This is a genomic window from Roseateles sp. PN1, assembly GCF_038419725.1.
In the GTDB taxonomy this organism is placed as follows: domain Bacteria; phylum Pseudomonadota; class Gammaproteobacteria; order Burkholderiales; family Burkholderiaceae_C; genus Paucibacter_A.
In genome coordinates this window covers 44,034-56,475 of record NZ_JBCARA010000009.1, presented here as the reverse complement: position 1 = coordinate 56,475, position 12,442 = coordinate 44,034, and the positions used below count along the sequence as shown (strand labels likewise).

The following is a 12,442-nucleotide window of genomic DNA, read 5'->3' as shown; positions in this document are numbered from 1 at the left end:
GGCCGATGGCGAATGCGCCGAATTGGGTGAACTCACGTGATATTGCTGCGAGCGAAGCAGCGTCAAACCAAAACGCCATTTTGCGCTTGCTTTGCTGCACCGCGTCAATCGTCTTTTGCTAAAACAACTGGGGTCTTGACCAAGGCCTCGCTTTCAGGTTTGGCTCCGGCGGCGTCGAACGGGTCAAGCGGCGCAGCCGTGACGCGCCGCACAAACTCCAGCGTGGCCTGGAACAAATAGTCGCGGTTGTCCGCCTTGGTGAAGCTGTGCCCCTCGTCCTCAGCGGTCAAGAACCACACCGGCGTGCCGTGTGCACGCACCGCCTGCACCATTTGCTGCGCCTCCGCATAGGGCACCCGCGGGTCGTTGCGGCCATGCACGATGAAGAGCGGCTTCTTGACCGCCTCGGCCCGGTTCAAGGGCGAGATCTGCTGCAAGAACTCGCGCATCTTGGGCTCGCGCTCGTCGCCGTACTCGGCGCGGCGGTTGTCGCGGCGGTAGCTCTCGGTGTTTTCCAAGAACGAAACGAAATTGGCGATACCGACCCGGCAGATGCTGCCGGCGATGCGCTTGGACTCATGCACCGCGACGGCCAGCGCCATATAGCCGCCATAGCTGCCGCCCGCGACCACAACCTTGGCCGCATCCATATCGCTGCGGCTGGCGATCAGATCCAGCAAGGCGCTGATGTCCTTGACCGAATCCTCGCGGCGGCGGCCGTTGTCCAGGCCCAAGAACTTTTTGCCGAAGCCGTCCGAGCCACGCACATTGGGCAGGATCACATGCATGCCCATGACCTCGACCAGATGGCGCAGGGTCGCATTCAAATAGCCGGGCCTTGACTGCGAGGACGGGCCGCCATGGATGCTGATATAGACCGGCCGTGGGCCTTGGAAGCGGGCGGGCGGCGCAATGTGCAGGCCCGAGATCTGCAAGCCATCAAAGCTCTTCCACTGCAGGCTGCTGTACTCCGCCCCGCTGCCCGCCTCCTGGCGGCCGGCCCAGAGCTGGAGTTCTTCGGTCTGGCTGTCATAGGCATAGATGCGACCAGGGCTTTGGGCCGAAGCATGTTCAAAGCCCAGCAAGGGCAAGGTGCCATGCCAGCGCAGATTGCGCGTGACGCCGGCCGGCAACTGGGTCAAGACCCGGCGCGGCGGCGTCTGGGCCTGCAGCGGATCGAACAAGCGCAAGACCGAGATGCCTTGCTCATTGTTCAACAAGGCCATTGGCCGGCCGTCCGCGCGGGGCGGCACGGCCAAGGCCTCCAGATCCGACTGCATCTCGCTGAGCCAGGGCTGGCGTTGGCCGCTGGCCAGATCCAGGCGCACCAGATGGCGGTAGTCTGATTTGAGCGCCTGCCGGCGCCAGAGCGCATCGGTCGGCGCGAGTGCCTGGGCTTGCTCAACATCTTCCTCGGCCTTGTCTTGGGCAGCGCCGAGCGGCCGACCGGGCTTGCCATCCAAGTCAAAACGCAGGAGCTGGCTGCGCCCCTGGACGGTGCGAAGGAGCAGAATGCTCCCGCCGGTGCTGACGGCCAAATCGGTAAAACGCCCGCCCTCCACCGCTGCCAACTCGCGCGGCTGGGGCGCCTCTTGCGCGGGATCCACCCACATCAAGCGACTCAGCGGCCGCGCGGCCTTGGCGCCCGCCTCGGACTGTCGATTCAAGCGCTCCCACAAATAGACCAAGCCGCGGCCCTGGGGCAGGAACTGATAGTCGCTGACTCGGCCCTCCGCGCCACTGATGCGCAGCGGCTGCGCCAAGGGCTCGGCCTGGGCAGATGGCTTCAGGCGATAGAGCTGAAAGGCCTCGTCCCCGCCTTGGTCACGGCTGAATACCAAGTAATCGCCGCGCTCCGGCTCCCAACTGGCTTGGGCCACTGCGTCGCGCCCTTCGGTCAAGGCGCGCGGCTTGGCGCCAGGGGCATTCAATAGATGCAATTGCAGGCTGCCACCGGCCTGGGCCAACACCAGCATTTCGCGCCGCTGAGGATGCCAGTCGACAAAGCGCGCGCTGACAAGCTCCTTGGCCGCCGGCTGGCTGGTTTTGAACAGGGTCGGAATGCCCTCGGCGATGAGACTGGGGCCGGGCTCCAAGCGACGCTCTTGCGCAAATAGTGAACCCGGCGCGAAGGCGCTGAGCAGCAGCACGCCCAGCCAAGCCTGCAAAGTTCTTTGGTACTTCTTCATTTCCGGCCTTTCGCCAGCTCAAGAAAACAAGGGCCAATGCGCGAGCATTGACCCTTGGCGAACAACGGTGCGCTGAGCTTGCCTCAGCAGCACCGCCCATCATCAAGCCTCAATCAAACGAATAGCTGGCGCTGATGGTGTAACGGCGGCCCAGCTGGTCGGTCGCGCCTTGGTCGTAATAGTTGAACACCGAAGGCACGCCGGAGCTGAAGCCGTAGCGGCCCATCACGTTCAAGACGGTGGCCGACAAGGCCACATTCTTGAAGCCGCGATAGGTGGTGCCCAGGTCCAAGGACTGCTGCGGCGTGTTGTAGCAGTAGCCGTTGTCGCGCAGCAAGGTGTTGGACGCCGAGGTCGAGCTCAGGCAGGTGTCGGTGGTCGAGCGCTTCAGGCCGTCGGAATGCGAGACGCGGGCAAAGCTGTCCCAATTGCCGGCGTCCCAAGACAGTGTGGCCTTGACCTTGGTCTTGGGTACATCCGAATTGGTCGTGCCCACGGCGTAGGTGACGTCGCTGCTGGCCAGGATCTTGTAGTCGTAGCGGCGGGTGTAAGTGCCGTCCACCTTGAGCTTGAAGCGACCCAACTCGGTGTCAGGGAAGCGCACGGTCAGGTCATAGTCCAGGCCGCCGGTCTTGGTCCAGTTGTAGTTGCCGTACTGGCGCACCAACATCAAGATGGGGCCGCTATTGGCCACACCTGGCAACCAGGTCGTGGGATTGGGATCGCGCACGATCTGCGGGTTAGGCGCGCCGGGGTTCTTGGCGGCGGCCTCCATGATGTCCACACCGCGCTGGCTGCGGATCTCGTTCTGGCGCTCGAAATACCAAGCGTCCAGACTCAGATCCACCGCTTTGCTGGGCGAGAACACCAGGCCCAGGGTCGCAGACTTGGAGGTCTCCGGCTTCAGGTCTGGATTGGCCGCGATGGTGGTGGCGATGCTGCCCGGATTGGGCGTGCGCGAGCTAAAGCCCAGCACATTGCAGTCGCGGCTATTGGCCGGATCAGACTTGCTGATGGGCTTGGCAGGATTGCTGGTGTCGCAGCGCAGCGGATCCACCACGGCGTAAGAACCGAAGGAGTGGAAGGACGAGGCGTAGGAAGTGCCGATCTGCGAGATTGAGGGCGCACGGAAGCCCGTGGCCACCGTACCGCGCACCAGCATGGCCGAAGGCACCGCCGTCCACTTGAAGCCCAGCTTGCCGGTATTGGCGTTGCCGAAGTCGCTGTAACGCTCCGCACGCAGAGCGGCCTGCACTTCCAGGTCCTTCAGCACCGGCAGGCTCAACTCACCAAACAGCGCGGTGGAGTTGCGGGCGCCCGAGGCGCCGTTGGCCACCAGGCCAATGAAGTCGCCGCTTTGGTAGGCGTCGTTGGGCACCGAGTCCAGGGTCTCACGGCGGAATTCGGCACCCAGGGCCACACCGGCCTTGCCACCGGCCATGTCGAACCAGAGACGGCTGGCGCGCAGATCGACCGAAGCGATGCTGGCCTTGCCGTCGATGACGGCGTCCGAAGCCACGCTGGCGATGGCCGCCGCATCATTGGGCTTGCCGAAACGATAGGTCTTGTCGGCAATGGCCTTGCTGAGCAGGGAGGCACGCAACTCATTGCCGCGCACACGGCTCATGTTCTGGCGGCTGTAAAGCAGGGCGCTGTCGATGTCCCAATCGCCCACCGCGCCTTCCAGGCCCACGGTGAAGCGCGAGGCTTGCAGCTCGGTGGTGTCGCTGCGCTGGATGTCGGCAAAGCGGTAAAGCAGTTGCACCGCCTCGGGCTTGGCCTGGCCATTGGTCGGGTTGTCCGGGTGGCCCACCGGCAGCACGATGGCCGGGAAGCTCTGCATCGTGCCGTCCAGCTTGGGCCACTGCACGGCGTTCTTGGCGGTGCTCTGGGTGAACAAGCTGGTGGTCAGGGCACGCGGTGTGACCAAAGACTCGGTGGTGGTCTTGGACAACATCACGTCGGCATAAGCCGTCAAGTCGCGTGTGACAGCAAAAGTGCCGCGCATCGAACCGCCGATACGGTCCTGCTTGGAGATGATTTCGGTGGCGCTGTCCAGATCAAAGCGGCACATGCCCTTGGGCATATTGGCCGTGCCGTAGTCGGTGCCTGTGCCGGCGGGCAAGAAGCCCGGCAGGCGCTGAGGCAGGCCCTTGCCCACCAACATCTCGTCGGGGCAGCCCGCCAGGCTACCGAGGAAGTTCACGCCCGAAGCGCTGTTATTGGCGACGCTATAGCCGTCAATCGTGGTGCGGCCAGACAAGCTGGTGGGCACACGGTAGTAGTTGGCATAGGGTGAAGCCGCCGAACTGGGGGCAAAGCGCGACAGGCTGCCGTCCAGGTTCAAGACCTGATCGGCCAAGCCCGGATTGCCTTGATTGCGCAGATCGGTGGCCATGACGCGATCACGCTTGCTGACCTCCAAGCCGCCATAGACGTTGAAACGTTGGGTGGCCAGATTGCCGAAGCCAAAAGCTGCATTGGCCGAGCGAGTGCCGCCCACGCCGTCGTTGTTGACGGTGTAGCTGCCGCCCAGCTCCCCGCCCACATAGTCCTTGCGCAGGATGTAGTTGACGACACCGGCCATGGCGTCGGAGCCATACATGGCCGAGGCACCGTCCTTCAAGATGTCGATGCGCTCCACCGCGCCCTTGGGGATGGTGTTGACGCTGACCAGATTGCCACGGCCGAAGTTGACGTCAACTGCGGCGGCAGGCGCCAGGCGACGGCCATTGACCAGGGTCAGCGTGCCTTGCGAGCCAAAGCCCCGCAGCGAGATGGTGGACAAGCCCGAGACAAAGCCAGAGCCGGCACCGTCGCCGATGGACGATGTGTCCACCGCGCTGACCGTGCGCAACATCTCTTCGATGCTGGCGTAGCCCGACTTGCGAATGTCTTCACGCGAGATGGTCTGCACCACTGAAGGCGTTTCTTTGTCGATGCGCTTGATCAAACTGCCCGTCACCTCGACGCGTTCGATCTTGGCGGGCGTGGCTGCATCTTGCGCGAATGCCGTACCGCAGCAGGTGATAACGGCCAACATCAACAGATTGTGGCGATGCTTCATGGGGATCCTCCTCACAGATATTTGCTGCCCCCCGCTCACTGTCAGGGCGCAGCCGAAGCCCGCACATTAAGAGCCCGCTACCAGGTATTTATGACATTTGGTTTGCTAGAGTGTTCCGATGGTTATACCGACACCTCCCACCGCCGATCCGCAGTTGGCCGAGGCCTTCATCGCCAAGCGCCTGAGCCTGCGTCATCTGCGCCTGATCCTTGCATTGAATGAGGGGAAAGGCATCGGCGCAGCGGCCGAGTTGCTGCATGTCACACAGCCCGCCGTGAGCAAGTCATTGGCCGAGTTGGAGCTGGGCCTAGGACAAACCCTGTTCATGCGCAGAGGGCGCGGTTTTCACGCCACAGCGCTGGGTGAAAGGCTCATCGCCCTGGCCCGCAAGCTGGAGGCTGACCTGCGGCGCGGTAGCGAGGATGTGGCGTCCATCGTGCGCGGCACCCATGGTGAATTGCAAATCGGCGCCACCAATGCCGCCCTGCCCCAGCTCCTGCCCGATGCCATGGCCTTGATGAAGCTGGAACGTCCGCTGGTGACCATCAGCGTTCGCACCCATGCGCTCACCGATCTGATTGACGAGCTGCGCCAAGGTCGACGCGATCTGGTGCTGGCGCGTGTGCCGCCGATCGAGATGCCTCCCGATATCGAGGGTCAGGTCTTGCTCAAGCAAAACGAGGTGGTGGTGATCAGCTGCATCCACCCCTTGTCGAAGCAGCGCCAGCTGGACTGGCCTCAGCTCAATGAACTGGCCTGGGTCGGCCCCTTGCCCGGCACACGCATGCGGGGCCTGATGGACCGTATGTGGCAAGAGCTGGGGCTGGCACCCCCGAGCAATCTGATCGAGACCGGCGACATCATGCTGGTGCTCAACATGATGAAACGCCTGCCCTTGCTGGCCATGATGCCGCTGCATGTGGCACGGCTCGCCGCCCAGCAAGGCATCGTCAAGATCCTGCCGCTGGAGGCGAAGGTGGGCTTGGCCGACCTGGCCCTCTGGCATCTGCGCGAACCCCAGTCAGAGCTGGTGGAACGTTTCAAGGCCTTGCTGCATCAGGTCGCCGGGGACTACGCCCGGCGGGAGCCAAGTCAGGCGTAGATCTCGGCTTCCGGGTCGGTGACTTCCAGCTCGTAGCTCGCCGCCAACATCGCCAAACGGGCGATCACGCCGTACATATAGAAGCGATTGGGTGCGCTGACGCCAGGCTTCTCACCCAAGCGCGGCAGTTGCGAAGACTGCGAAAACGCCAGCGGCACAAAGCTGGCGCCGGGTGCGTTGAGGTTCTCATCCACACCGCGGTCGGCATGGACGCGGTAGAAGCCGCCGACCACATAGCGGTCCATCATGTAGACCACCGGCTCGGCGACAGCGTCATGCACCCGCTCATGCGTGACCACGCCTTCTTGCACGATGATTTGATGCTCGGCGGCCGCGCCATCGTCCACCGGGCCCAAGAGCTTGCGCGGGCCCAACTCGGCCAGATCCTTGGCATCGCGCACAGTCAGCACACCCATGCCGTAGGTACCGGCATCGGGCTTGATGACCACAAAGGGCTTCTCCTGAATGCCGTATTCCTTGTACTTGCGGCGGGTCTTGTTGAGGATGGTGTCGACCTGGGTTTGCAGGGCCTCCAGCCCCGCGCCGGCGCTGAAGTCGGCGCTTTGCAGTGGCGTGAACACCGGGTTGATCAGCCAGTGATCCATACCCAGGAGCTTGGAGAACTTCTTGGCCACTTCCTCGTAAGCCTTGAAATGCTGGCTCTTGCGCCGTGTCGGCCAGCCGGCATGCAGGGGCGGCAGCAGGTATTGCTCGTGCAGATGTTCAATCGAGCGCGGCACACCGGCCGACAAATCGTTGTTCAGCAAGACCGTGCAGGGGTCGAAGCCCTTCAGCCCCAGGCGGCCACGCGTGCGCAGCAGCGGCTCCAGGGTCAGGCTGCTGCCGTCGGCCATGGCCAGTTCGGTCGGGCCGACGACGGCGGGGTCCATGCTGCCCAGGCGCACATTCAAGCCCGCCTGGGTAAAGATGCGCACCAGGGTGGCCAGATTGCTGCGGTAGAAGCTATTGCCGGTGTCGTTCTCGGGCACCAGCAGCAGGTTTTTGGCCTCGGGGCAGATCTTTTCGATGGCGGCCATGGCGGCCTGCACCGCCAGCGGCAGCATCTCCGGCGTCAGATTATTGAAGCCACCAGGGAACAGATTGGTGTCCACCGGCGCCAGCTTGAAGCCGGCATTGCGCAGATCCACCGAGCTGTAGAAGGGCGGCGTGTGCTCCATCCACTCCAGCCGGAACCAGCGCTCAATGGCTGGCATGGATTCGAGCACACGCTGCTCCAACTCATTGATCGGGCCTGTCAGTGCGGTGATGAGGTGGGGAACCATGGCGGATGTACTCGGGGAAGCGGGAGGCGGAAAGGGTGGAGTGATTCTAGGAGCGAGTCGGGCATCCGCTCAGAAAAGCCAAATGCGGGCTGGCAAGCAAGCCGGCACACGCAGGCGCAAGCCCGACAGGCCCGTGCCGTTGTTCACATGGGGCTGCCCGCGCCAATGCCAAGCCCCCTAATTGCAAAGTAATATGCGCGAAGCTTCTCAGTGCTCCGCCGAGCCTTCCAACATGCCGCACAAGATTTTGCTTATCGAAGATCAAGCCGAGATCCGCCGCTTAGTACGTTGGTCATTGGAAGAATCCACCCATACGCTTTACGAGGCGCCCAACGGCAGCTTAGGCTTGGCGATGGCGCAAACCCTGCGGCCCGACCTGGTGTTTCTGGACGTGATGCTGCCGGGCGAGTTGGACGGCATCGAAGTCTGCCAACGCATTCGCGCGGACGCCGCCCTGGCCAGTGCCCTGGTCGTGGTGCTCAGCGCCGACATCCGCCCCGCCACCAAGGCCCGCGCCCTGGAGGCCGGCGCCAATATCTTTCTCACCAAGCCCTTCAGCCCCGCCAAGCTGCTGGAGCTGACCGAACTGCTCTTGCGCAACCGCCCCACAGAGAGCGTCGACCCCGAGGGGATTTGAGCGAGGGGCGGCCCGCCTGCTGCCAAAGCTTGGCTGACAAGCTTCGCTCAGCACCACCACTCGAACGCGCACGCTGAGCGTGCAACACTCAATGCTTCAGCGCCGCCGCAAAACCGATGCCACGCCGCTGCCGCACCCCAGGCTTGCCACGGTGCTCGGCCTCCAGCTGAGATAAAAACTCATCCGGTGTGAGCGCCTCGCCGAGGATTTCCACCTGCTGGCGCACGGCCGCGAAGTCGCCCGGGGTCAGCACATCCAGCGCGGCCAAACGGGCCGTTTGCTCAGCATCCAAGGCAGCCTCATCGTCGCCCAGCGCCTCGCGGCGGAACATGCGTTCGCGCTGATCGGCGCGCAACGGCTTGAACGCAATCTTGAAGGCAAAGCGGCGCAAGGCGGCTTCGTCCAGGTCTTCGAACAGATTGGTGGTGCAGATAAAAATGCCAGCAAAGCGTTCCATGCCGGCCAGCATCTCATTGACCTCGGAGACCTCGTAATTGCGCTCGGCCATGCGGCGGCTGCGCAAGAAGCTGTCGGCCTCGTCCAGCAGCAGCACCGCGCCCTCGCTGGCGGCGGCCTCGAACATGCGGGCCATGTTTTGCTCGGTCTCGCCGACGAATTTGCTGCTCAAGTCACTGGCCTGGCGGATCATCAAGGGCTTTTGCAGGCTCTGGGCAATGTGCTCGGCCAGGGCGGTTTTGCCGCTGCCCGGCGGGCCGTAAAAACACAGATTGCCGCTGCTGCGCCTTTGCAAGGCGGCGACGATGCGCGGGATCTCAAAGCGCGATTCACAGTTCAGCAAATCCAGCGCGTACTGCGTCACCATGGGCCGGGCGCCGCGCTCCTTGCTGGCGTGGCCCAGGGCTTTGTCGGCGTTTTCAAGCTGGCGCAGGATCAGCCGTTCGCAGTCCTCGGGCGGGCCGGCCAATTGGGCAAAACGCACGGCCGTGCGCACCTGCGCGGGGGTCAGGCCACGCCGCTCGGCCAGGCGCGCGGCAAAACCTTCCGCCACCGGCACATCGGCCAGCGCCGTGCTGACCAAGCGCAAGCGCGCCCCGGGCGGCGGCGACTTCAGTTCCAGGTGATATTGAAAACGGCGCCGGAAGGCCGGGTCGATCTGCTCGATGCGGTTGGTAACCCAGATCACCGGCACCGGGTTGGTTTCCAGAATCTGATTGACCCAGGCCTTGCCGCTGACCGAGCCATTGGCCGGCTGCTCGCCGCTGGAATCCAGCCGCGCCATCAGCTGCGCGGTGTCGCTGGACAGCGGCGGGAACACGTCCTCCACCTCATCAAACAAGAGCGCGACATTGGCGCTGGCCTTGAGGAAAACCTGGCTGATCTGCAGCGAGCGGTAGCGGTCGCGGCCCGAGAGCGAGTTGCCATCGCGGTCGGCGTATTCCACTTCGTAAAGATCCAGCCCGGCGGCTTGCGCGGCCACCTTGGCCAGCTCGGTCTTGCCGGTGCCGGGCGGGCCGTAGAGCAAGATGTTCACGCCGGCGTCATGCCGCGCCACCGCTTCGCGCAGCAGGCTGCCCACCACGCCCAGATCGTCGCTGACGAAATCAAAATCGGCTGCAGTCAAACTGCTTTTCGAGGCCGGGCGGGTGAACACCGCCATCAAATCATGCGGGCCTTTGTACTCGCGCATCAAGACCGGCGGGAGCTGGTCGCTCACCTTCATCAGATCGGCCAGATCGGTGATGTTGTGCTCGGAGATCAGGTTCTCCACCATGCCGATGCGCTCCAGCCGCGAACCGGCGCGCAAGGCCTCGGCCACTTCCTGGGCATTCACACCGGCCACGGCGGCGATGGTGGCGAAGGCTTCTTGAGCGGTATTGACCTTGAACTCAACAAGCGCGCCGCGCAACTCGCGCTGGTAGCGCGCCAGGGTGCCGTAAAGCAGCAGCGCCCGTTCGGCAGGGTTGAGTTGCAGCAGATTGCCCAGCGCGTCGATATTGGTTTCGACCAGGGTGGATTCGCGCTTGAGCTGCCGGTCCAGCCATTCGCTGGTGGTGGCCAGCAGAGCCAGCATGTCCTTGGGCGCGTCCTTGACGTATTCGTCCAGGTAGAAGAACAAGGTGGACTCGGAAAAAGGCCCGGTCCAAACGCCGTAGCGCAGCAAGAAGTCCTCATCGCTAAGGGCTTCGTGGCCGGTCCAGAGTTCGTTGTTCTGGCAGCGCAGCTTGAGGTAGTCGCGCAGCCGGCCCAGCACCCGCACAGGCCAAACCAAATGACGGCCGGTAAAGGACAGCAGCCCGTTGAAGTCGCGGCGCAGATTGAATTTGCCGGCATGCTTGACGGTCAGCGTCAGCACGAACTGCGAGCACATGCGGTCCAGCACGGCGGCGTTCTTCAGCCCGGGCGAGGGCAGCACGCGGCCGTCTTGTTTGAACTCGGCGCTGCTCGCGGCGGCGGCACGCGGCCGCGCGGCACCTCGCGGCGCGGTCGGGCTCACAACAGCGGTTGAGCGCTTCACCATGGCATCCCTCGCAATCAAGCCGCCAGCTCAAGCCTGGCGCTGCCCGATCTTGGCTTAGCTCGGCGCACAGTACAAGCGCTCTTTTTCACCCGCCGGCGAAGGCTAGTCGCCGGTCTCGGGTTCAGTGCATGACGACGGGTTGATGGCCCATGCTGGCGAAGCTCTCGATGAAATCGTCGAGGTCTTCTTCGCTCGGGTCTTGTTCGATCAAGGCCTCAACGCCGTCCTGGAACTGCTGGGCCAGCGCGCCTTCGATGAAGATTTCTTTGCGGCTGAACTTGTCGACGATCTCGTAGCCCCCGCGCTGCAGTTGCAACTCGGGATTGGCTTGCAGGAACTCGCCCATCTGCGGCTCGTTGACCTGTATGTCGAACTTAACAACACTGAAGCTGGGGGAGTTGTAGAGCATGTGCATGGAAACCTCCTATCAGCATCACCTGCGGCCAGCGGCGCCACTTTCAAGCCTTATCGGCACTAGACGGCGCCACCACATGCACAAATAGTCTCAGATCACGCGGCACTTCGGAGGCTCAGATCAGGAAATTTGTGTTGCTGACGCAAAAAATTGACGGTATTCCCGCAAGTGAGGGAGCGTGTTTCCCCGCAGATCAGGTGCCAGCGGCGCTGGCGGCCGGCCCAGACGAGGGTTCGGGCTGCAGGCGCAGGCTCCAGCCCTGCTCATCGGGCTGCTCAAAGTTCAGGCGCAGGGGCAAGTGATGGCGGGCCGGGTCCAGCCACAGCTGCACCTCGCCGCTATAGGCGCCGACAGGCGCGCGGCGCAGTTGCAGGGCCAGCACGCTGCTGCCATCGTCTTGCGCCAACGGCACCAGGCCCAGCACCTCGAACTGCCAGTCAAGCGCCACGCCGCGCAAGCCCGCCACCCGCAAGCTGAAGCTGCGTCCGGCGGAGTAGAAGGCCGGGTCGGCCTCGACCAGGGCGCTGAGCTGCAGCCACCAGCTCAGACGGTCTTGCGTGCCCGGCTCCAAGGGCAGCAGGGCATCGCTGGCGGAAAAACTCAGCAGACCTTCGCCCGCGCGGAAATTGATCGCCGCCTGCTCGCGCCCACGGCGTTGCTGGGTGTAGCGCTGCGGGGCCAGGCCCAGCCCGTCCAGCGTGCCCTGGCTATGCCAGCTGGGCAAGGCGCGACCTTCCAGCTGGCGCTCCAGACGCAGAGCGTAGCGGCCGGCTTCGCTGTGCCAGACCAGCTTGGCCTGGCCCTCGCGCTCGCCAGAACGCAGCAGGTAATGCCATTCGCCGCTGGGCGGGGCACTGCCGGGGCGGGCGGGAGCTGCGGCGGCAAGTGCGGTGGCATCGGCCAAAGCCAAGGGGGCGGCGGAGAGCGGCGTCTTTGCTGTCGCGCTGGGGGAATCTGGCTTTGCCGGCGGACGCTGCGCGGGCCCGCGTGCGATGACAGCAGAAATGGCTGCCTGGACAGAAGGGCTTTCGCTGTCCGCGCTTTGCACGGCTGGCTGCGGCACCAATGCCCGCGTTTGCAGCGCCATCAAGGCCTTGACACTGCGCACCGCGCTGGCCGGCTCTGCCGCACGCTTGGCCGGCAGCAGCAAAGCCAAATGGGCCAGCAAGCTCAGCAGCACGGCCGCCGCCAGAGCCTGGCGGGTACTGCGGCGCGGCAAGGCCGACAAGAATGCGGAACGGGCGGACATGGCGAGAGCAGGAACCGGAGC

The 12,442-nt window shown here is 64.1% G+C and carries 8 protein-coding genes; 2 read left to right on the top strand and 6 right to left on the bottom strand.

Annotation, left to right across the window (positions count from 1 at the left end):
- Positions 1–104: 104 nt before the first annotated feature.
- Together AABB87_RS14720 and AABB87_RS14715 are read right to left on the bottom strand one after the other, a co-directional pair.
- The gene (locus AABB87_RS14720; protein WP_341971933.1) at positions 105–2,189 is read right to left on the bottom strand and encodes a S9 family peptidase; all 2,085 of its coding nucleotides are present in this window, start codon (positions 2,187–2,189) and stop codon (positions 105–107) included.
- 109 nt (positions 2,190–2,298) lie between these two features.
- Complete coding sequence (locus AABB87_RS14715; RefSeq protein WP_341971932.1) at positions 2,299–5,256, bottom strand: TonB-dependent receptor plug domain-containing protein; 2,958 nt, start codon at positions 5,254–5,256, stop codon at positions 2,299–2,301.
- A gap of 118 nt (positions 5,257–5,374) precedes the next feature.
- Here AABB87_RS14715 and AABB87_RS14710 point away from each other — a divergent pair, with 118 nt between their 5' ends.
- Positions 5,375–6,358 carry a LysR family transcriptional regulator gene (locus AABB87_RS14710; RefSeq protein WP_341971931.1) on the top strand — a complete coding sequence of 328 codons (984 nt, stop codon included), beginning with the start codon at positions 5,375–5,377 and terminating at the stop codon, positions 6,356–6,358.
- Here AABB87_RS14710 and gshA read toward each other — a convergent pair.
- Complete coding sequence (gshA, locus tag AABB87_RS14705) at positions 6,349–7,641, bottom strand: glutamate--cysteine ligase (RefSeq protein ID WP_341971930.1); 1,293 nt, start codon at positions 7,639–7,641, stop codon at positions 6,349–6,351. The two genes, AABB87_RS14710 and gshA, sit on opposite strands and share 10 nt — an antisense overlap.
- Before the next feature lie 232 nt (positions 7,642–7,873).
- On the opposite strand from gshA, the gene AABB87_RS14700 reads away from it, so the two are divergent.
- Complete coding sequence (locus AABB87_RS14700) at positions 7,874–8,278, top strand: response regulator transcription factor (RefSeq protein WP_341971929.1); 405 nt, start codon at positions 7,874–7,876, stop codon at positions 8,276–8,278.
- A gap of 88 nt (positions 8,279–8,366) precedes the next feature.
- Here the strand turns inward: AABB87_RS14700 and AABB87_RS14695 are convergent, their stop codons facing one another.
- The 3 genes from AABB87_RS14695 to AABB87_RS14685 all read right to left on the bottom strand — a co-directional run bounded on the left by AABB87_RS14695 (position 8,367) and on the right by AABB87_RS14685 (position 12,421).
- Entirely contained in the window at positions 8,367–10,757 is a 2,391-nt protein-coding gene (locus tag AABB87_RS14695; protein WP_341971928.1) for an ATP-binding protein, read from the bottom strand.
- Between the two features lie 121 nt (positions 10,758–10,878).
- Positions 10,879–11,172, bottom strand: a complete 294-nt coding sequence (locus AABB87_RS14690; protein WP_341971927.1) for a BTH_I0359 family protein — start codon at positions 11,170–11,172, stop codon at positions 10,879–10,881.
- 193 nt (positions 11,173–11,365) lie between these two features.
- On the bottom strand, positions 11,366–12,421 hold the full coding sequence (locus tag AABB87_RS14685) for a DUF3108 domain-containing protein (protein ID WP_341971926.1): 1,056 nt from the start codon (positions 12,419–12,421) through the stop codon (positions 11,366–11,368).
- Positions 12,422–12,442: the final 21 nt, after the last annotated feature.